The following is a 20,149-nucleotide window of genomic DNA, read 5'->3' as shown; positions in this document are numbered from 1 at the left end:
CGCGCCTAGTAGGTGTTGACGGACAGCCCGACGAAGACCTGCTGCGCGTCAAAGCGGTAGCCCGCGCGAAGGCGGACAGGCCCCTCGTCGTCGAGGCGATAGTTCACCGCGACGGCCTGCTCGGAATAGGTCTCGCTGCCACCCGCCGTCAGGTCGACCGACAGGCCCGACGCATTGCCGAACTGGGCCAGCGCGAACCAGTCGTTCTGGTAGGTATTGTACTGGGCCGACAGGAACATGAACCCGAAGTCGGTCGGCTGATAGCGCTCCACGATCACCTTGCCGCCCAGCGACCAGCCGTCCGTGTCGTCACTGCGGCCAAGGCTGGGCCCGATCTTGACCGTCGCGATGTTCTCTAGGACGAAATCGCGCGTGACATGGAGGCCGGCGCTCCAGCCGCTGTCATAGGTCGAGTAGTTGGCGCCGAAGCTCATCTTGCCGCGTGTGGTCGCCAGCACGGAATCCGACGTCTCCGGGCCCAGGTCAAACTGCAGAAAACTGCCATCGGCCCCTGCTTCGAGGCTCGACAGGCAGAGCAGGGGAAGGGCCAGTACGATCGGTCTTGTCATGTTGGGCTTGGTCCGTCTGATGTATCGGGGGAAGGCGGGGGTGGCCCGCGCCGCGTGTCGGGGTCCGCTCATTTCTGTCCGCTTGTCTGCCTGGGCTGCCACGTTGCGTCCTGCGGGTGGTCCGGGGCGTCGCCCTCGTTCGGCCGGGGGCCGTCGCCACCCTCCCCGCCATCCCGCAGGGAAGGGGTGTCCCGGCCCGCTTTCCGTTTCTGAAGCAAGGCCAGGGTGCCCTGAATTCGCGTAAGGGCCTGTGACAGTGTGATCGCCTCGCGAGAGCTTCGGCTTTCGCGGGGATAGCTGAATTCGCCCTCGGCCATGGCCGCGGCGGTGCCGACCAGATCCTCGATGGGACGCAGGACAATACGGGCAGCGATCAATGTCACGATCAGCACGAAGCCCGCCGCGAGTGAGACGGCAAGCACAGAGGTCCTTAGCAGTTGCGGCATCACATTGATCAGGCTGCTGGAGTCCAGCACGGCAAAGACCCGCCAGCCGAAGTCGGGCAGATCGTCGCTGATGAAGTTGGGAGAAAACGCATATATCCCGTCCGTCTGGTCGAGCAGGTAGAAGTTGCCGGCCAGATCGCGACCCAGCCTGGCCTGCGCCACTGCGGCCTCGGGAAGGCTGCGCGCCACGTCCCGGGTATCCACCAGCGTCTCGCCCTCGCGATTTTGCACGACCACGTCGATTTTCAGCTGTTCACGCGCAAGCGTGAGAAAGTTCTCGACCCAATCCATCCGCAGGCTGTAGACCAGCACGCCCGTGACCTCACCGCTGTCCTTGTCCCGAACCGGGGTCGAGAGATTCAGCAGGGACTGCTGAAGGGAATTGCTGGCATAGACATTCCCGACACTGGGATGGCGGAGGCCCTCGCGGTACCAGCGGCGCTGGCTGACGTCCTCTCCTTCACGCGCACGGCCCGAGCCGGACAGAATGCGACCGTCCAGATCGGCGACACCCGCCCAGGCGACCTGTCCCCCGGCCTGCGGCACGGCATCCATGAAGTCATTGGTCTCGGACTTGCTGGCATTGCTGATATTGCCTGCCACGGCGTGAAGGCTTCCCCATTCACGCTTCAGGGCCGTGTTGAAGCTGAGGGCGACCGCGTCAGCGCCGCGCAGGACCACGTCATGCCGCAGGTGTTGCTGCGCCAGGGTGCTGCGTTGCGTGACGATAAAAGCCACGAACAGGGCGGCACAGAGCACGGATAGCAGAAGGGCTGTCGCGATCCAGGTGATGGCACGGGGCGACGGGTTTTTCTGTGCTCTGCGCATTCTGCGTTTCCTCCTTGACGCCTGCCTGGAAAGTCCCGCCCTAAATCAACCCTGGGGCGAAACTTTGGAGTGAGGCAAATCTGTGTAAAGGCGTTCCATTCTGAAGTGGGGATATGACGGGCCGGCACAGGCCGAGATCGGGTTGGCCATTTTCTTGCGGCACCAAAGACCCTTGTTCAGAGGCGTTGCGTGGCTGCCGCCCCTGTACCCTACATCGATCGGCTGTGAGGTTCGAGGCCAATGCTGGCGCGTTCTGCAATTTTAAGCTGATTGTGCATTTGCGGCCTCTGCGGCCACCGCCGCGTCCTGTCACGGGGCGTCGACGTGCCGGTTCTGGCGCGAGAGCCGATTGTGAAGACCCGCGCGCGCCGGCCTTTCTGTGCCGGGTCCGTCTGCGCGATGTCAGAGCCAATGTACCATAGGCTTGCACGGCCGGATGGTTCCGGATCGCAGTGCCTTGTATATTCACCAGCCACTTCAATGTGTTGCTGGATGTCGTTTTTCGCCGCAGGGCATAGCCATGCACGGTGACCTGCCACCTGCCAGGTTATGATGAAGGCTGCGCCAGACATGGGTTGTCGCTTCCGCGATCCAGCGAAGCTCTGCATGAAGCGCCGCCGCGATCTCGTCGATATGATGCGCCGAGCGCAGGTCGAATGTATCGGCACCGTCGCGGCATCCTTCCTGCATCGCGCGGTCTTCTTTGGAAAGTCGGGTTGGCTCGACTTCCATCAAACGGCGGCGGTGGGTCAGCGTCGCGAGCGAAGCTTGCGGGGGCTGTTTTGCTGCGCTGACGGCCTGCGTGGTCCTGGGCTTCCGTGACGAACTTGTCCCACAGGGCATCCTTCCATGCCTTCGAAAGGATCACGGCATCAAACCGTCGGAGCAAACACCTAGCCCCCGGGGGCACCTGAAAATCCGGGAAAAACGCTCCTGACCGGTGAGGGGGGCGACGTTTTCATGCGCGGCCAATTGGAGAAAAAGCCCACCCTCAAGTAAGGCTTGAGTGCATCATTGAGCCGCAGGAGCCCGGATTCGGTTATCGCGGCGGCATGGCACGACACGCGAATGTCAGGGCGTCCTGGGCCGGGGGAGAAAGGGTCTCGCGGCGGTAGGCCGCGCATACTTCCAGCGGGGCAGGGTGGCGTTCAACGGTGATCCGGACCAATTGGCCGCTTGCCAGTTCCTGCTGGACCGCATGCTCCGGCACAAGTGCCAGGCCCATGCCGTTCACCGCAAGGCGTATCATCATAAAGAGGCTGTCTGAGTGGGCGAAACGATGGTGCCGTCCTGGGCCGAAGGCCGGGGTACGGGTGCTGTCGTGAATCGGGGATTCCCAGTTGTAGCCGATGATGGGGGAGCGGGAGAGGGCCTCGTCGTCGAGCCTGTCGCCATAGCGGGAAGGGGCGCCGACCCAAATCATGGGGAACTTCCCCAGCGGGGTTAGCTTCAGGTCGGGGTGCGGCGTATCGGTCGAGAGGATTGCAAGGTCGAGCTGACCGGTCGCGAGGTGCTTGAGCAAGGTCGCGCTCTGGTTCACTTCGATCTCCAGCCGCAGGGTGGGATGCTGCGCCTCCAGGTGGTCGACCAGGGCCATCAGCCAGGTGGCGGCCACAGGCCCGTTGGCTCCTAGCCGCAGTCGGCTCGCCCGGGATTGCGGTGCATTTTGGAACGAGAGGTCGTCGGTCAGGCGAAGCACCTGGCGTGCGTAGCCCAGCAACTCTTCGCCCTGCGGAGTAAGGCAGAGGCCCGCATCGCGCAGCATCAGGGGCACGCCCAGCTCGTCCTCCAGCCCGCGGATCCTGGCCGAGACGGTGGGCTGCGAAATGTTCAGCACCTCTGCCGCCTTGCGGAAGCTGCCGAGGCGATTGACCCAGTAGAAGGTGCGCAGGCTGTGGATCTGCATGGGGGCTCCGCATTGATCGAAAAATTCTATCGGATGGATCAGGCAATTCAAGTGGACCGCTGATGCTTGTCTGTTGCGTGATAGGGAAAACGAGTTGGAGATCCCATGACCTATTCACTTGCCGCCATGCCCACCGCGATCTCTGCCGAAAGGCTGAAACGGCTGGCTCGGTTCGAAACCGTCCTGCTGGGGCATTTCCTGGATCGCGGGGTGATGGAGCCGGGGGTCCGGCCCGTGGCGCCGGTGCCGCGTCTTGCGGGCACCGCGGTGACGCTTTGCCTGCCCGGGTTCGATTCCACGCTGTTGCACCATGCCGCAGGCCTGCTGAGGCCGGGGGACGTGCTGGTGATAGACCGGCGCGGCGACAGGCAAGCGGCCTGCCTGGGCGGTGGCGTGGCCCGGGCGATCCGCAATGCCGGGGCGGCCGGGGTGGTGATCGACGGCTGCCATACCGATACCCGGGAGCTGGCCGAGCTTGGCTTGCCGGTCTTCAGTCGCGGGGCGGCGGTGCTGACCACGCGATTGACCGGGCAGGGTGGCGCCCTGAACTGTCCCGTCTCGGTCGGCGGCGTGCCGGTCCTTGCTGGCGACGCGATCCTCGCCGACGACCTGGGAGTCGTCAGCCTGCATCCGGCAGAGCTGGACGGCGTGCTGGCGCAGGCCGAGGCGCTTCAGGCGCTGACCGATCGCACCCTCGCCGGTGTGGCAGAGGGCCGTCCCATCGGAGAGATGTCGGGTGCAAGTGCCATGGTCGCCGCCCGGATCGAGGCGATCACCTGATGGGCGCGGCGGGGTCACAGGTAGACCAGGTCTTCGCCGCCCTCGGGGCCGGGGTGCGGGGGCTGGTCTATGACTACTCTCCGCTTCCCTTCAGCCCGGACCCGGCACGCTTTGTCCTGCCGGAGTTGATCGAGGCCCGCGGCAGCGCCGAGCAGCTGGTGGCCGATTGGTGTGGGCGGTCGCTTTACCGGGCCGATCCGGTGCAGGGGCGGGCGGCGCGCATGCTGCAACCCTTTGCCTGGAGCTATCATGCCGGAGAGCCCTCGCGCATCGCCGACGACCTCGAGCGGCCGGAGGTGGGCGAGGTGCGCGAGCGGCTTCTGTCCTGGGGGCTGGGGCGCGGCATGACGATGCCGTTGCACCTACCCGGGCGCGGCTTCGCCACGCTGACGGCCTTCGTGGAGGCAGAGGTGGGGGAGGCGGCGCTGGCGCAGTTTGCGGTGATGGCCCTTGGCTTGCAGGACCGGATCGGCGCCGCCCCGGCACGGGGGCCGCTGTCCCCGCGCGAGGCGGAGTGCCTGGGACATACCGCCGACGGGCTGTCGGCCAAGCAGATCGCCCATGTGCTGGGCCGGTCCGAAAGCATGGTGGTGAAGCACCTGCAGGCGGCGGCGGCCAAGCTGGGCGCGCGCAACCGCTCTCATGCGGCGGTGCTGGCCACCCGTCAGGGCTGGATCACCTGAACCGCCCGCTGGGCCGCCTCGCGCAGCAGGCTTACGTCGGAGGTGGAGGAGACGAGGACATGGCCCCGCGCGAAGAGGTCCCGCGCGGTTTCTCCGGGCAGGCAGGCGCCCCCCAGCATCTTGCCGCTGGCCAGGGTCGCCGCCTCGGCCCGGCGCAAAGCGCCCGCCAGTTCAGGCGAGGCGAGGTCGCCGAAGGTGCCGTAGTCCGACGTCAGGTCCAGCGGGCCGAGAAACAGCAGGTCGATGCCGGGCACGGCTGCGATCTCGGGGATGGCCTCCAGCCCGGCGCGGCTTTCGATCATCACGGCCAGCAGCAGTCCGGCGTTCGCCCGCGCCGGGTGGTCTTTGTCGGTCCCGTAGGCCGCGGCCCGCGACACGGTGAATTGCGCCCCGCGGCGGCCAAGGGGCGCATAGCGGGCGGCCTCGGCGATGGCGCGGGCCTGCGCGGCGCTGCGCACGTCGGCCACCATCACCCCGTCAAAGCCTGCATCCAGCAGCGGCTTTATCGCCCCGGGGGATCCGTCGCGGGCGCGGGCCATCACGAAGGCGTCCGAAACAGAGCGGATCGCGCGCAACTCGTGCAGGGCGCCGGAAAGATCGGCCGCCGCATGTTCGCGGTCGACGATCAGCAGGGGCAGCCCGGCACTGGCCATCACCTCTGCCACGTCCGGGGCTCCGAGGAAAAGGAAAGCGCCCGCAAGAGGCGTGCCGCCCAGCAGGGAGAGGCGCAGGGATCTGTCGGTAAGAGGCATCGTATCGCACCGTTTTCGCGGCAGGCTAGTGGCAGGGCCGGGGCGCGACAGCCTGCAAGATCTTGCAGCTTACGCGGCGGCGGCGGGTTCGCGAAGGATCTGGGAATGGAACGAGGGAGGGTAGCATGCCGCAGGAGATGATCAGCCAGGAGGGCCATTGCCCCTTTCGGGGGCATCGGACCTGGTATCGCGTGACGGGCGACCTGCGCGCCGGCCCGCCGCCGCTGGTCGTCGTTCACGGTGGGCCGGGCTGCACCCATGACTACGTCGATGCCTACCGCGCCATCGCCGAAACCGGCCGTGCCGTGGTGCATTATGACCAGTTGGGCAACGGGCGCTCCACCCACCTGCCCGACGCAGGCGCGGATTTCTGGACGGTGGAGCTGTTTCTGGAAGAACTCGATACGCTGCTGGATCACCTGGGTCTGCGCGACCGCTATTGCCTGTTGGGGCAAAGCTGGGGCGGGATGCTGGCGGCGGAACATGCGGTCCTGCAGCCGGAAGGCCTGCAAGGGTTGGTGATCGCCAATTCCCCCAGCTCTTTCCCGACCTGGGTCGAAGAGGCGCTGCGCCTGCGCCGTGAACTGCCCGGCGGCGTGCATGAGGCCCTGCTGGCCCATGAGGCAACTGCCGATTTCAGCCACCCCGATTACCTCGCCGCGACCGAGGTTTTCTACCGCGCCCATGTTTGTCGTGCGGATCCCTGGCCGGCGGAGGTGGTGGCCACATTCGATGCGATCGAAGCCGATCCGACCGTCTATCACACGATGAATGGCCCGACCGAGTTCCATGTCATCGGCACGCTGAAGGACTGGACCATCGAGGACCGCCTGCACCGGGTCAAGGCCCCGACGCTGGTGTTGACCGGGCGGTTCGACGAGGCGACGCCGCGCGCCGCCGAGGCCTATGCCCAGAAGATCCCAGGCGCCCAGTGGGTGATCCTCGGAGGGTCCAGCCATATGCCCCATGTAGAAGAACCCGCGCTTTGCATGCGCAGCGTCTCCAGCTTCCTCGACGAGGTGGCCGCATGACACGCTTTGCCGCCATCCAGATGTGTTCGACGGCCGATGTCGCGGCCAACAATGCCGAGATCGACAGGCTGGTCCGGGAGGCCGCCGCGCAGGGCGCACAGGTCGTCAGCCTGCCGGAAGCCGCCAATCTGCTGCTGCGCGATCAGTTCGACTACCCCGCGACCTGCCGCACCGAGGCAGAGGACAGCACGCTGGCCCTGTGCCGCGCACTGGCGACAGAGCTGGGGATCTGGCTGCACACAGGCTCGCTTCTGCTGCGGCAGGACCAAGGCGCGCGAATTCATAACCGGGCGCACATGATTGCTCCTGACGGTCGTGTCACCGCCCGCTACGACAAGCTGCACACCTTCGATGTGGCTCTGGGCGGGGCCGGGGATTTCATCGAAAGCCGCGTGGTCGCTCCCGGAGAGCGGGGCGCCATCACCTGCGAGGCGGCGGCACACAAGCTGGGGCTGGCGATCTGCTACGATCTGCGGTTTCCCTATCTTTTTCGGGCACTGGCCAGCGCCGGGGCAGGGGTGCTGATGATCCCTGCATCCTTCTCGCCCATCACCGGACCGCTGCATTGGGAGCCGTTGCTGAAGGCGCGCGCCATCGAAACCGGCTCTTACGTGGTGGCGGCGGCGCAATGCGGCACCCGTGACGGGGTGACGACCTTCGGCCAGTCGCGGATCATTTCTCCGCTGGGAGAGGTATTGGCCGCTGCCGAGGACGATCCGGCAGTGATCCTGGCCGAGATAGACCAGGCCGAGATCGAGGCAACCCGTAGGCGCATTCCTGTCCTGCGGCAGACCCGGCAGCTGGAGGGCGTGACTCATGAAGCCTGAAACCCAAGACGCAAGGGCGCGACGAAGCCGGGAAATTGACAAGGCTAAAATTGGCGCCAATGTAGGCGGCAAAAATGTTGCGGCACCGCAAAGCCCCGAAATCAACTGTCTGAAAGCCTCTGAATGACACTGCCCGCTGCTTCCAATCCCCTGACGACCCTTGATGCACGGCTGGACGGGCTGCCGGTGCGCGTGCTGCCGCAGGGCAGTTGGCGCTACGTTTTGCGTCCGGCCCGGCAGCCCGGCGCGCCGCTGCTGATCGCCGCACATGGCAGCGATCGCGACCTGCGCGGCCTGCTGGAAGGACTGGACCTGGACGGGCAGGTCAGCCTGCTGCTGCCCTACTTTCCCGAAAGGGTGGAGGGGGCTGATGTGGCGGACGACTACAAGTTCCTGCGCGGCGGCGGCGAAGATTACCTCAAGCTGATGGACTCGATCCTGGACGACGCGGTGCGGCAGCTCGGACAGGCGCCCCGGGCGCTTTGGCTCTTCGGGTTCTCGGGCGGCGCACAGTTCGCGCAGCGCTATGCGCTGGTGCGGGCCGGTCGTCTTGACGGTCTGATCCTGGCAGCGCCCGGCGGGGTCACGCTGCTGCGCGAGGATGTGGGCTGGTGGCCGGGCCTGAAGGGCATAGAGGACGCCCTTGGAGAAGCGCCGGATCTCGCGGGTCTGGCGCAGCTGCCCACCGCCATCCTGATCGGGGCTGACGATCGCGCGGCAGGGTTGGTTTCGCGCGCGCCGGGCACCCGCTTCGGCTCTGCGGATGCGGATCTGGCGGGGCTGTCCCGGCAGGACAAGGCCCGCAGCCTGAAGGCCGACCTGGCGGCCCATGGCACCCCGGTCACCTACACGGAAATTGCCGGCGTGGGGCACAAGCTTGCCCCCTGCGCCGGGGCCGCCGCGCAGATCCTGCGCGGCTGGCTCGACGAAACCCAAGATGCAAGCCAACCTCGAACAACCAACAGGAGTGACACATGACCCGTTACTGGATCGCCGGGGCTGCGGCCCTGCTGGCCGCCGGCGCCGCTCAGGCGCAGGAGGTCCCCGCGGGCTACCCCGCCGACTACGCAGAACTGATTGCCCAGGCCAGGACCGAAGGGTCTTTGCTGATCTACACCAACCTGTCGAACACCAATCTCGGCCCGGTGGTCAAGGCCTTCAACGAGGTCTATCCCGGGATCGAGGTCCAGTCGGTCGAGATGGGCCCCTCCGAGGCCTTCTCGCGCTACGAGGCAGAGATCGGCACCGGTGTCGACAGCGCCGACCTGGTCATCGCCAATTCGATCCCCGACTGGATCCGCGCGGTCGAGGCAGGCACCCTGGCCGACTACGCCTCGCCCGAGCAGGCCAACCTGCCGGCCTGGTCCTACCCCCAACCGGGCCTCTATACCTTCTCGGCTGACCCGATGGTGACGGTCTACAACAAGATCACGGTGCCGGAAGAGCTGCAGGTCAGTTCGATGGAAGAGTACTTCGGCAATATCGCGGCCCATCCAGAGGTCTTCGAGGGCAAGGTCGGCACCTATGACGGTCGTTATGCCTTCGGCGGCTCCATCGGCTATGCCTTCGCCAAGTTCCACGGTGATGCGGCCTGGGACTGGTTCGCGTCTGCCGGCCCGTTGACCCGCCCGGGCGGCGGCGCAGGCGGGATGATCGAACGCACGCTGACGGGTGAGCTTTCGTCTTCCTTCTTCGTGTCCGGCCCGGTGGTCTTCGGCAAACTCGACGATGGCATCGGCCAGGTGCTGGGCTGGACCTTCCCCTCTGACGGAACGCCGGTGTTCCTTCGCGGCATGGGCATCACCGCCGAGGCTCCGCACGGTGCCGCCGCACGCGTCTTCCTGGACTTCGTTCTGTCCGAGGCGGGCCAGTACGGGGTGGCTGACGGCAAACTGACGGCCTATCGCCCGGGCGTCCAGCCGGAGGGCGAGACCACCTTCTCGCTTGATGATGTGATCGAGGCGATCGGTGGAGAGGAGAACCTGATCCTGGTCGACTACGACACCGAGATGGTCGCGGGTTTCGAAGCCTTCAACGCCCGTTGGGGCGAGGCCTTCAAGATGTGAGCTGCACGGGGCCGGCGCAGCGCTCCCCGCGCCGGCCCCGTCCTGAAAGGAAGTACCCATGGCCCACCTGTCCCTGACCAGGTCCGACCCGGACCCGGGCTCTGCGGCGCCCTTCGACCGCGCCCGACTGGCGCAATGGCTGATCTTCGCGATCACCGCCGCCCTGATGCTGGCACCGGCGCTGCCGATCCTGCTGCAGGTCTTCGTCGACCGGCCGCTCTATTCCGATGGCTGGCAGTTAACGCTTGAAAACATCGGCCAGCTTGTCAGGGATGAGCGGATCGGCCGCATTGCCCTGACCACCGGTCTCTTCGCGCTGTTCAGCGTGGTCATCGCCGAGGTTCTGGGCATCGCTGCCGCCCTGCTGATCGGGCGCACCGACATGCCGGGCCGCAAGGTCATGGGCGATGTGCTGATGTGGCCGCTCTACCTGTCGCACCTGATCTTCGCTCTGGGATGGGTGGTGATGTACGGCCCCTCGGGCTTCATCACACAGTCCATCGCGCAATCTACCGGGGGCGCGCCGTGGAACCTCTATTCCATCGCGGGCATGTCGGTTGTGGCCGGTGTCAGCCAGGCGCCGCTGGCCTATCTCTACTGCCTCTATGGCGCGGTGCGCTCGGTCGACTCGACGCTGGAAAGCGCGGCACGGACCGTCGGGGCGGGGCCCCTGCAGGTGCTGCGCAAGGTGACGCTGCCGCTGATGATCCCCTCGATCATCACCTCCACGGCGCTGAACCTGGTGATCGCGGTGGAAACCCTGTCGATCCCGCTGTTCCTGGCGCGCCCGGCCCGTATCGATACCCTCTCGACCTTCCTCTACGGCGAGGGCATCGCCGCCTCGAACCCGAACCACGGGCTGGTCGCGGCCTCGTCGCTGCTGCTGATGGCGCTGGTTGGCTCGACCCTGATCGTGCAGCGCCTGCTGCTGCGCCAGGGCCACCGCTACGAAACGGTCAAGGGTAAGGGCACCCGCCCGATGACGCTTGGCCTCGGGCGCTTGCGCTGGCCGATAGCCGCGGTCTTCGCCACGCTGCTGCTGGCCACCGTCGTCGTACCGGTGGCGGGGATCATCCTGCGCGCCTTCACCTCTTTCCTGTCGCCCCTCGTGCCGATCACCAAGGTCCTGACCCTCGACAACTTCGCCAAGCTCTTCGCGGATGAGGCAAACGTGCGGGCGATCTGGAACACCGTCGAAATCTCTCTGCTCTCGGCCAGCCTTGGCACGCTGCTGGCGGTGGCAGTGGCGCTGGTGATCCAGCGCTCGGATTTCCGCTTCTCCGGCACGCTGGAGGCGCTGGCCTATTCACCGCGCATCGTGCCGGGCATGATCACCGGCCTCGGCGTCTTCTATGCCGCCGTCCTCCTGCCGCCCATGGGCTGGCTGCGCGGAAACATCGGCATCATCGTCGTGGCCTATGTCATGGCGACCCTGCCGCTGGCGCTTGGGGTGATCCAGCCCGCCATCGTGCAGATCGGTCGCGACCTGGACAAGGCCGCCCGCACGGTCGGCGCGGACTGGCTGGGGGCCATGCGCATCGTGCTGCTGCCACTGCTGAAACCCGCGCTTCTGGGCAGCTTCATCCTGCTCTTCGTTTTTCACCTGAAGTCCTACATCATCGCCATCTTCCTGATGGCTCCGGGGCTCGAGGTGATGGGCGTGTCGATGCTGTCACTCTGGACCAACGGGGACGTGGGCCCGCTGGCTGCCTTCGCCTCCTTCCAGATCGTGCTGGTCGCCGTGCTGCTGATCCTCGCCCGCGTCCTCTTCAAGGTTAAGATCTATGACTGAACTTGTTCTCTCCGACCTCTCGCGCCGCTACGGCCAGGCGCTGGCCATCGACGGTATCAACCTGACCGTGCAGGAGGGCGAATTCCTGACCCTGCTCGGGCCCTCCGGTTGCGGAAAGTCCACGACGCTGGCCTCTGTCGCCGGTCTCGATCAGCCGACCGGGGGGCGCATCACCTTCGGTGAGCGCGTGCTGGCCGATGCCGCCACAGGCGCCTATCTGCCGCCCGAGGCACGCGGCTTCGGTGTGGTCTTCCAGAGCTATGCGCTCTGGCCCCACCTGACGGTTGAGGACAACGTCGGGATGGCGCTGAAGCTGCGCAAGGTCCCGGCGGCCGAGCGGGCAAAGCGCACGTCCGAGGCGCTGGAACTGGTCGAGCTGGGCCCGCTGGCCAAGCGCTACCCGGGCGAGCTGTCGGGCGGGCAACAGCAGCGCGTGGCGCTGGCCCGTGCCATCGTCTTCCGCCCGCCGCTGCTGCTGCTCGATGAACCGCTGTCGAACCTCGACGCGCAGCTGCGCCAGCAGGCACGGGTCTGGCTGAAGGACATCCAGCGCGAACTGGGCCTGACCACGATCTACGTCACCCACGACCAGGACGAGGCGCTGGCCATGTCCGACCGCATCGTCGTCATGCGTGGCGGCAAGGTGGTTCAGCTCGGTACGCCGCAGCAGATCTATACCGATCCTCGGCATCCCTTCGCGGCCAGCTTCATCGGCAATGCCAACCTGCTGGCGGTCACCGGTTCGGCGGTCTCCGAACCGGGGGCCTGCACCGTGACCCTGCCCGACGGGCAGGCGATCCGGGCCCGTACTCCCACGGGCGATCTGGCGGCCGGAGACCAGCTTCTGGCCGTGCGCCCCCATCTCGTCAGTTGCACCCCGTGCGAAAATGCGTCTGAAATCAACGTGGCGTTCGGGGCTGAAAGCTATCTTGGCGATCACTTCGAGCAAGAGGCCCACGTGGCCGGCACGGCGATCCGGCTGAACGTTGAAACGCCGCAGCCGTGCGGGGCGGGGCGGATCTGGATCCGGCAACAGGATGCGGTGGTTTTCACCGCGGATCAGTGAGGGCAGGGCGGTGAGCAAGCCAGAGACCATCGTCGCCGCGGATGTGACCGAGCGGTTGCGCAACGACATCCTGCTGGGCGCGCTGCGCCCGGGGGAATGGCTGCGCCAGATCGACCTTCAGGACCGCTACCGATGTACCCGCGCCTCGGCGCGCTCCGCCCTTGCGACGCTGGCAGCGGGGCAGATGGTGCAACATGTGCCCAACCGTGGTTTCCGCGTGGTACAGCCCTCGACCGAGGTTCGCGAACAGATCACCGAAATACGGCTGATGCTGGAGCTCCCGGCGGCGGAGGCGATTGTCGCCTCTGCCACGGAGCAGGACGTGGCAAGCATTCAGGAGGCCGCGGAGGCCTTCGACGCGGGGGTGGACCGGTTGCCCTATCCTGAGATGAGGGCCCTCAACCATGCCTTTCATCGCGCCCTCGTCGCGCCCCTGGCCAACCACCTGCTGGCCGATACGATCAACGACCTGCGCGAACGGGATCTTCCTGGGGACTGGTCCAGTTGGTCGATAGGCGCCAATGTCCGCCGGTCCAGCCAGGATCATCTCGATATGGCCAGGGCAGTTGCAATCCGGGACGCAGAGGCGCTCCGGCAGTTGACAGGACAGCATCTGACCCGGTGGCAGGATCCTTCGTGATAGCGCGTCCCGGCTGGCCGAAGTCGCGAAGCGGTGCGTGTGTGACGCGTTGGGGACCCAGATCGGTGAACAACAACATGCGCCGCAATCGAAGCGTCTGGTGCCCTTGAAGCGCAGATGGCGCAGACCGTGCCCAAGCCCCTGGGTGGCCCCTTTGCGCAGGAAGCGGGCTTTGCAAAGTTGCGGTGCCCGGCAAGATCTCGGTCGATCTGTGCCGCACGCGCAGTGCAAAAAATCCGACTTTCGCAAGGCGTGAGGCCACGAATGAGGTCGGGCCTCACCCTTGGCGCCATTGAACGGGCTTGCGTTCGGGGGCGGAAACGCTAGGTCTGACGACAGTTCGACATGGCAAGAAACGCATGGCAAGAAACGCAATGAAGTCAGCGGAACGAACCAACTGAATAACGCCCTGCGCCAAAGCGCCGGGTAATCGTGCGCCGCAAGTTGCGGTCGCACTCTGTTCGCATGGTCGCGAACGACAAGATTATTCAGAGGTTTCAAATGGAAAACTACTTCGAGAGCCCGTTCCGGGGGATCACCTTGGACAAGCAGGTCACCAATCCAAACATCCTGGTCGGACGCTACAGCTACTACTCCGGCTATTACCACGGTCACAGCTTCGAGGATTGCGCCCGCTATCTCCTCCCTGAGGAGGGGGTTGACCGTCTTCTGATCGGAAGCTTCTGTTCCATCGGATCGGGTGCGGCGTTCATTATGGCTGGCAATCAGGGCCATAGAAATGACTGGGTCAGCACGTTTCCATTCTACTGGATGTCAGATGTCCCTGCCTTCGAGGGCGCTGCGAACGGCTATCGCCCGGCCGGTGACACGGTGGTCGGAAACGACGTTTGGATAGGATCGGAAGCTATCGTTATGCCGGGGGTCCGGATCGGCGATGGGGCCGTAATTGGCACGCGCGCAGTGGTGACGCGAGATGTTGAGCCTTACACCATCGTCGGCGGGAACCCGGCAAAGGAAATCCGAAAGCGTTTCAGCGCGCACCACATCGACCTCTTGCTTGAATTGAAGTGGTGGGAGTGGCCAGAAGACCGCCTGCAAACCGCGATGCCTATCCTGACCAGCGGCGATATCGAAGCGCTACATGGGTTTTGGAGAACCCCTATCTGCACCTCGTAGGCCTAGGCACTCGCTATGTTTTCTATAGCGAGTGCTTACCACCGACGGCTATGGGCCCACAGCTGGCTTGCGGCGATGCGGCAACTGAGGAGCGGGGAAATGCCCCCGACGGTGACGCCTGGCCGCCCGATCACGACTTGCCTGCCGCACCTGAAAAAGATGGCCCTGCCCACTGCGGCCCAATCCGGCCCCCCGACTCGATGGTCATCGCCGTAACGCAGCTTCCCCGAACCGGTTATTCATGCAGGCCGCAGCATTTTGAACGGTCCGAGATTGGCTGTGCGGGACCTTGCTGCCGTTCGCTGCGGGCGCATTATCTCGTTGGCAACAAGATGTTCATTGGCGATCCCTTGAGGACTCGAACCCCAAACCTGCTGATTAGAAGTCAGCTGCTCTATCCAGTTGAGCTAAGGGACCGCTGCCTTGCTTTTGCAAGCTTTCGCGAGGCGGCGCAAGCGGTCTGCGGGTTACAGGCGCCGCATCATGAAAACGCTCAGCGGATCGAGGCGGTAGTCCGCGAAGGGCGGGCATTCGGTGAACCCGGCCCCGGCGTAGAGCTCCCGTGCGGGCAGGAAGGCATCTTGCGTGCCGGTTTCAAGGCAGGCGCTGGTCGCGCCACCCTCGCGGGCGCGTCCCAGCAGGTGCCGCAGCAGGATGCCGCCCAGCCCCCGACCCCGGCAGGCGCGGGCGACGTGCATGCTTTTCAACTCGACCGCCGGACCGGGCAGCGGGCCATCGGTCAGGGGTTTCAGCGCCCCCACCGCGCAGACCGCCCCCGCCTCGTCGCGCAGCGCGTAGACCTGTGCCCCGGCAGCCCGCAGGGCCGAGGCGGTCATGACGTGGCAGCTTTCGGGTGGCGACCCGGCGCGCATGTCCGCATGGTGGCGTGCAAGCAGGTCATCCACCGCCGCATCCGCGTCGGTCACCGGATCCAGGGTCCAGGGCGCGCTCATGCCAGGGCCTCGGCGACGGCCTTCTCCGCCAGCGCCATCACGGCCTCGCGGGTGGCCGCCACGGCGATGAAGCGGGCGTTGTGGCAGAAGCGCGCGCCCGGCACGCCGCTGGCCTGTTCCAGCGCCGCGTCGGTCAGACCGGCCCAGGCAGCGGGCAGGTCGGCGCGGCTGTCGAAGGTTCCGGCGCTCTTGCGGATGGTGTTCAGCGCCCAGTCCCCGTCGCGCGGGTGGACGACGAACAGCAGGTGATCCGCCCCGGCCTTCTCGATCGCCGAGAGGTGCGGCATCCCCTGCGGCAGTTCCAGCACCCGGCGGTTGCCGGTTTCGGCGATGGCCGCCAGAACGCGCCCTTCCGCCCGTGCCCGCGCGGCGAGCGTAGCGACAGAGGCCTCCAGCACGGTGCGCGCAAGGCCAAGGGCCGTTTCGAAGGCCGCCTCTTCCGCGTCGGGGCCACCGGCGTCGAAGGCGGGCTTCATGCGCTCCAGCAGGGCGGGCAGGGTCAGACCGGCCAGCGGCCCCGCGGCAGAGGGATCGAGCGCGCCGTTGTCCATCAGGTCGATGGGGCGGACAAGGCTATCGTCCAGGTCCGCATGCAGCGTCGCGAGATCGGCCTCGGGCACGGCAAGCGCGCGCAGGTAATCGGTGCCGAAATGGTGCCAGATCAATCCGAAAGAGCTGTAGGGCGCGCCGTCGGGACGCAGCGGCGCCGGTTTCTGATGGTGATCGAACAGCCCGGCGGCGGCGTCATAGGCCCGGCCCACGTCGTAGACGATGCGCCCGGGGGCCGAGGAGGTCAGGGCAGGGGCGCGGCTGCGCAACCGGCGTGCCTCGGGGTAGAGGCGGCTCAGAACAACCGTCGACAGGATCTCGTCGGCGTGAAAACCGCCGGAATGGGTGACAAGTTCGGTGACGGTCATCGGGGGGCCTGTCTGGGTCCGGGCAGGCCGCATCGGGCCTGCGGGGCGCTGTGGATCGGGGCCGGGTTCGGGCCGGTTCGCGGCTGTTGTCCCGCAGTTTCAGATGCCGACAACGACCCCAAATGCGCATCGGAGTCAAGCCGTGGCCAGATCGGGCGCCAGATCGGGCGAACGGCCGGGCGGACCCATCCGGGGGCGAAAGCTCCGCCCGGGGGCGCGGCTTTGGCGGGGCTGCCCCCCCGGCCTGTCCCTTGGTCTGGTCCGGCTTGGACGGGGGCGGGCGGGCTTCGGCCCCCGATGCTGCTCCCCCGGCAAGTTTCCGGTTGCCCTCGGGGGCGCGGGGTGGTCCGGTGCCCTGCGGCAACCGCGGAGGACGATATGCGCAACGGTGGACAGCTTCTGGTCGAAAGTCTTGTGGGCCTTGGGGCGACGAAGGCCTTCGGGGTGCCGGGCGAAAGCTATCTTGCGGTGCTCGACGCGCTGCACGACACGCCGGGCGCGCTGGACTACGTGCTGTGCCGCCAAGAGGGCGGGGCGGCCTTCATGGCGGCGGCCTGGGGCAAGCTGACAGGACAGCCGGGTATCTGCATGGTGACGCGGGGACCGGGGGCGACCAATGCCTCGATCGGGGTGCATACGGCGATGCAGGATTCCGCGCCGATGCTGCTGTTTGTCGGGCAGGTGGCGACCGACATGCGCGGGCGCGAGGCCTTCCAGGAAGTCGATTACCGCGCTGTCTTCGGCACCATGGCGAAATGGGCGGTCGAGATCGACCACGTCGACCGCATCCCCGAAATCCTGTCGCGCGCCTGGAGCGTTGCCACCAGCGGGCGCCCCGGCCCGGTGGTCATCGCCCTGCCAGAGGACATGCTGGTCGACACCTCGGACATGGCGCCCCTGAGCGGGCCGGTGCCGCTGGCGCAGCCCGCGCCGGACGCCGACGCGATGGACCGGCTGGCAGAGCTTCTGGCGGGCGCCGCGCGCCCGGTGATTCTGATGGGCGGCAGCGGCTGGAGCGACGAGGGTCGCGCCGATCTGCAGGCCTTTGCAGAGGCCGCGCGCATCCCGGTCGTCGCGGCCTTCCGCTTTCAGGATCGTTTCGACAACCGTTCCGATGTCTATTGCGGCGAGGCCGGTGTCGGCATGCCGCCCCACGTCAAGGCGGTGCTGCAGGGCGCGGACCTGATCCTTGCGGTCAACGTCCGGTTCGGAGAGATGACGACGGATGGCTACACGCTCTTCGATCTGCCGGAGATGCGGCAGGCTCTGGTGCATGTCCACGCCGATGCGGCCGAGATCGGCAAGATCTATCGGCCCGCGTTGGGGATCGTGGCGGGTGTGAACGCCTTTGCCGCCGCGCTAAAACCCTGCGAGGGCCCATGGGCTGACTGGTGCGCCGAGGGGCGCGCGGCCTACCTGGCGGGACTGGAACTGCCGGACCAGCCCTCCCCCGTGGACATGGGCAAGGTGACGGCGCATCTGCGCGCAGTGCTGCCCGAGGACGTGGTGCTGACCAACGGCGCCGGAAACTTCAGCGTCTGGCCGAACAAGTTCTTCCCCTTCGGGCCGAAGGCGCGGCTGCTTGCGCCACAGTCCGGGGCCATGGGCTACGGGTTGCCGGCGGCCATCGCCGCCAAGGTTGCGGACCCGGGGCGCTGCGTGGTCTGCTTTGCCGGGGACGGCGATTTCCAGATGACCTGCCAGGAACTTGCGACAGCGGCGCAGGCGGGGGCGCGGCCCATCGTGCTGATCCTCAACAATGGCGTTTACGGAACCATCCGCGCCCATCAGGAACGGCAGTTCCCGGGCCGGGTCTCTGGCACCGATATGGTCAGCCCGGACTTCGTCATGCTGGCACAGGCCTATGGTTTCCATGCCGAGCGCGTGACGACGACCGAGGCCTTCCCCGAGGCCTTTGCCCGCGCCATGGCCTCGGATACCGGCGCGGTGCTGGATCTCGAGATCGCGGCAGAGGCAATCACCCCGCGGCAGACGCTGAGCCAGATGCGGGCCGCCGCGCTGAAAGGCTGAGCCCGCGAAGCCGGAAGGATCCGTGGGGGCGGAGCGTGCGGCCTGGGCATCCGCAGGGCATCCCGGCCCGCACTGTCCCTTTTGAGAAAGGGGCAACCCCTTGGTCGGATGCCGCTTGCGGGTTTCAAGCCGCTGTCGCCCGCCTTCTGCCTCGGCCCGTGCCGCCTCACGGTGGTTCCGGCGCGGCGGGCAGGGTGAAGCGAAACAGCGTGCCCTGCGGCTGGGGTTCACACCAGATCCGTCCGCCATGGCGGCGCACGATCTTTGCGCAGGTGGCAAGCCCCAGCCCGGTGCCGGGAAACTCCTCTTCGCGGTGAAGGCGGCGGAAGGGCTGAAACACCTGCTCGGCATGTTCGGGCGCGATCCCGATGCCGTTGTCCCGGACTGAAAAGACCCAGCGCCCGGCATGGGTCGGCGCGGCGCTGACGTGAATGTCGGGCGGGTGGTCGCGGCAATACTTGATCCCGTTGCCGATCAGGTTCTGCAACAGCTGGATCACCTCGCTGCCAGCGCAAAGGACCACCGGCAGGGGCCCGGCCCGCAGTGCCGCGCCGCTTTCGGCGATCTCGGCGTGCAGGTTCGCGGCGGCGGCGCGCAGAAGCGCGTCCGCCGGTTCCGGGCGGTGGGCATCACCCTGACCCGGGTGCAGATGCGCGGCGAGGGTATCGATTGTGCGGTGCAGGCGCGCGACGAGGCCCGCAATCTCTGTATGGTCCGCCGTCATCGCGTGACTGTCGCCTGTGGCGATGGCCTCTGCCAGCGACAGGGTGAAGTAGTCCAGCGCCCGCAGCGGCGCCTTCAGATCGTGGGCGAGCGTATGGGCGAAAGTGTCGAGTTCCTGCCGCTGCGCCTCTATCTGGTGGCGCAGGCGCGTGACCTCCAACCCGTTCTGCACAAGGCGGCGCAGGGACGCGGGGGCGATGTGGCGCTTCGGGATATAGTCGATGGCGCCTGCCTTGATGGCGGCGGCGGCGATGACCTCGTCCCCCTGTCCGGTGACCACGGCCACGGCGGCTTCGGGCCATTGCCCTAGAACCGTGTCGATATTGACCAGCCCGTCGGCGTTGGGCAGGCCGTAGTCGAGGAAGACGAGGTCGATGGCATCTTCGCCGTGGTTGCCAAGGGCCGCCTGCATGGATCGGGCGCGGCGCAGGGCGCAGGACAGGCCGCTTTCGCCCAGCGCGCGGCAGAGCAATTTCGTGTCGCCGGCATCGTCGTCGATGATCAGGATGACAGTCGGCCGGTCGGGGCCCGTTCCCGGACAATCCTGGGATGGGGTCATGGCATGTCCGGCAGTTCGACGAGGCGCCAATAGGCGTTGAGTGTTCCGATCAGGTCGAGAAAATCGGCACCGGCGGATTCCTTCACGATGTAGCCCGCGACATTGTTGTCATAGGCGTGGTCGACATCGTCGCGCATCTTCGAGGTGGTCAGCATGAAGACCACCAGCTTGCGCAGATCCGGATCGGCGCGCAGGGCGGCGACGAATTCATGGCCGTTCATGCGGGGCATATTGACGTCGACAAGGCAGATGAAGGGGGCCTCGGGCATGTCGGGGCGCTGTTTGTGCAGGATCTCCAGTGCCTCGCGGCCATCGCGCGCGCGTACGATGGGGTTGGCGATCTGCGCGCGCTTGAAGGCGCGTATGACCGCCTTGGCGTCGCCGTTGTCATCCTCGACCAGCAGGATATTGATGGGCATGGATTTCTGTCCCGTGATCATCGG

The 20,149-nt window shown here is 66.6% G+C and carries 20 protein-coding genes and 1 tRNA gene; 11 read left to right on the top strand and 10 right to left on the bottom strand.

The window, feature by feature from the left end:
• Positions 1-5: 5 nt before the first annotated feature.
• From ACN5KJ_RS08010 to ACN5KJ_RS07995, 4 genes are all read right to left on the bottom strand, one after another.
• Entirely contained in the window at positions 6-569 is a 564-nt protein-coding gene (locus tag ACN5KJ_RS08010) for a hypothetical protein (RefSeq protein WP_418593184.1), read from the bottom strand.
• Positions 570-637: 68 nt separating this feature from the next.
• A complete protein-coding gene (locus ACN5KJ_RS08005) occupies positions 638-1,843 on the bottom strand; it encodes a cache domain-containing protein (RefSeq protein WP_418593182.1) in 1,206 nt (401 codons plus the stop codon).
• Positions 1,844-2,320: 477 nt separating this feature from the next.
• The gene (locus ACN5KJ_RS08000; RefSeq protein ID WP_418593180.1) at positions 2,321-2,533 is read right to left on the bottom strand and encodes a hypothetical protein; all 213 of its coding nucleotides are present in this window, start codon (positions 2,531-2,533) and stop codon (positions 2,321-2,323) included.
• Positions 2,534-2,882: 349 nt separating this feature from the next.
• Positions 2,883-3,749, bottom strand: coding sequence for a LysR family transcriptional regulator (locus tag ACN5KJ_RS07995; protein ID WP_418593178.1), 867 nt, complete (start codon positions 3,747-3,749; stop codon positions 2,883-2,885).
• A 105-nt stretch (positions 3,750-3,854) separates the two neighbouring features.
• Between ACN5KJ_RS07995 and ACN5KJ_RS07990 the strand changes: the two genes are divergently transcribed.
• On the top strand, positions 3,855-4,529 hold the full coding sequence (locus tag ACN5KJ_RS07990) for an RraA family protein (RefSeq protein ID WP_418593176.1): 675 nt from the start codon (positions 3,855-3,857) through the stop codon (positions 4,527-4,529).
• Complete coding sequence (locus tag ACN5KJ_RS07985) at positions 4,529-5,212, top strand: LuxR C-terminal-related transcriptional regulator (RefSeq protein ID WP_418593175.1); 684 nt, start codon at positions 4,529-4,531, stop codon at positions 5,210-5,212. Before ACN5KJ_RS07990 ends, ACN5KJ_RS07985 begins: the two co-directional genes overlap by 1 nt.
• Here ACN5KJ_RS07985 and ACN5KJ_RS07980 read toward each other — a convergent pair.
• On the bottom strand, positions 5,194-5,964 hold the full coding sequence (locus ACN5KJ_RS07980) for an HpcH/HpaI aldolase family protein (protein WP_418593173.1): 771 nt from the start codon (positions 5,962-5,964) through the stop codon (positions 5,194-5,196). The two genes, ACN5KJ_RS07985 and ACN5KJ_RS07980, sit on opposite strands and share 19 nt — an antisense overlap.
• A gap of 125 nt (positions 5,965-6,089) precedes the next feature.
• Between ACN5KJ_RS07980 and ACN5KJ_RS07975 the strand changes: the two genes are divergently transcribed.
• The 8 genes from ACN5KJ_RS07975 to catB all read left to right on the top strand — a co-directional run bounded on the left by ACN5KJ_RS07975 (position 6,090) and on the right by catB (position 14,523).
• Positions 6,090-6,995: a proline iminopeptidase-family hydrolase gene (locus ACN5KJ_RS07975; RefSeq protein WP_418593171.1), complete on the top strand. Its 906-nt coding sequence runs from the start codon at positions 6,090-6,092 to the stop codon at positions 6,993-6,995.
• Positions 6,992-7,822 (top strand): carbon-nitrogen hydrolase family protein, encoded by an 831-nt coding sequence (locus ACN5KJ_RS07970; protein ID WP_418593169.1) that lies wholly within the window; start codon positions 6,992-6,994, stop codon positions 7,820-7,822. The genes ACN5KJ_RS07975 and ACN5KJ_RS07970 overlap by 4 nt, the downstream gene beginning before the upstream one ends.
• Before the next feature lie 123 nt (positions 7,823-7,945).
• A complete protein-coding gene (locus ACN5KJ_RS07965; RefSeq protein WP_418593167.1) occupies positions 7,946-8,800 on the top strand; it encodes an alpha/beta hydrolase in 855 nt (284 codons plus the stop codon).
• On the top strand, positions 8,797-9,888 hold the full coding sequence (locus ACN5KJ_RS07960; protein ID WP_418593166.1) for an ABC transporter substrate-binding protein: 1,092 nt from the start codon (positions 8,797-8,799) through the stop codon (positions 9,886-9,888). Before ACN5KJ_RS07965 ends, ACN5KJ_RS07960 begins: the two co-directional genes overlap by 4 nt.
• Before the next feature lie 58 nt (positions 9,889-9,946).
• The gene (locus ACN5KJ_RS07955) at positions 9,947-11,680 is read left to right on the top strand and encodes an ABC transporter permease (protein WP_418593165.1); all 1,734 of its coding nucleotides are present in this window, start codon (positions 9,947-9,949) and stop codon (positions 11,678-11,680) included.
• Entirely contained in the window at positions 11,673-12,746 is a 1,074-nt protein-coding gene (locus ACN5KJ_RS07950) for an ABC transporter ATP-binding protein (protein ID WP_418593163.1), read from the top strand. The genes ACN5KJ_RS07955 and ACN5KJ_RS07950 overlap by 8 nt, the downstream gene beginning before the upstream one ends.
• Positions 12,747-12,756: 10 nt before the next feature.
• On the top strand, positions 12,757-13,386 hold the full coding sequence (locus tag ACN5KJ_RS07945; RefSeq protein WP_347165670.1) for a GntR family transcriptional regulator: 630 nt from the start codon (positions 12,757-12,759) through the stop codon (positions 13,384-13,386).
• A gap of 501 nt (positions 13,387-13,887) precedes the next feature.
• Positions 13,888-14,523, top strand: a complete 636-nt coding sequence (catB, locus tag ACN5KJ_RS07940; RefSeq protein WP_418593161.1) for a type B chloramphenicol O-acetyltransferase — start codon at positions 13,888-13,890, stop codon at positions 14,521-14,523.
• Between the two features lie 340 nt (positions 14,524-14,863).
• Here the strand turns inward: catB and ACN5KJ_RS07935 are convergent.
• From ACN5KJ_RS07935 to ACN5KJ_RS07925, 3 genes are all read right to left on the bottom strand, one after another.
• Positions 14,864-14,940 (bottom strand) — tRNA-Arg (locus ACN5KJ_RS07935).
• A gap of 50 nt (positions 14,941-14,990) precedes the next feature.
• On the bottom strand, positions 14,991-15,476 hold the full coding sequence (locus ACN5KJ_RS07930) for a GNAT family N-acetyltransferase (RefSeq protein ID WP_418593159.1): 486 nt from the start codon (positions 15,474-15,476) through the stop codon (positions 14,991-14,993).
• Complete coding sequence (locus tag ACN5KJ_RS07925; RefSeq protein WP_418593157.1) at positions 15,473-16,393, bottom strand: MYG1 family protein; 921 nt, start codon at positions 16,391-16,393, stop codon at positions 15,473-15,475. Before ACN5KJ_RS07925 ends, ACN5KJ_RS07930 begins: the two co-directional genes overlap by 4 nt.
• Positions 16,394-16,771: 378 nt before the next feature.
• On the opposite strand from ACN5KJ_RS07925, the gene ACN5KJ_RS07920 reads away from it, so the two are divergent.
• Positions 16,772-18,424: a thiamine pyrophosphate-binding protein gene (locus tag ACN5KJ_RS07920; protein ID WP_418593156.1), complete on the top strand. Its 1,653-nt coding sequence runs from the start codon at positions 16,772-16,774 to the stop codon at positions 18,422-18,424.
• A 166-nt stretch (positions 18,425-18,590) separates the two neighbouring features.
• Here the strand turns inward: ACN5KJ_RS07920 and ACN5KJ_RS07915 are convergent, their stop codons facing one another.
• Together ACN5KJ_RS07915 and ACN5KJ_RS07910 are read right to left on the bottom strand one after the other, a co-directional pair.
• Positions 18,591-19,706 (bottom strand): sensor histidine kinase, encoded by a 1,116-nt coding sequence (locus tag ACN5KJ_RS07915; protein ID WP_418593154.1) that lies wholly within the window; start codon positions 19,704-19,706, stop codon positions 18,591-18,593.
• Complete coding sequence (locus tag ACN5KJ_RS07910) at positions 19,703-20,146, bottom strand: response regulator (RefSeq protein ID WP_418593152.1); 444 nt, start codon at positions 20,144-20,146, stop codon at positions 19,703-19,705. Before ACN5KJ_RS07910 ends, ACN5KJ_RS07915 begins: the two co-directional genes overlap by 4 nt.
• Between the last annotated feature and the right edge of the window lie 3 nt (positions 20,147-20,149).

Source organism: Ponticoccus sp. (in: a-proteobacteria) (genome assembly GCF_048381735.1).
This window is presented reverse-complemented; position numbering and strand designations above follow the sequence as displayed.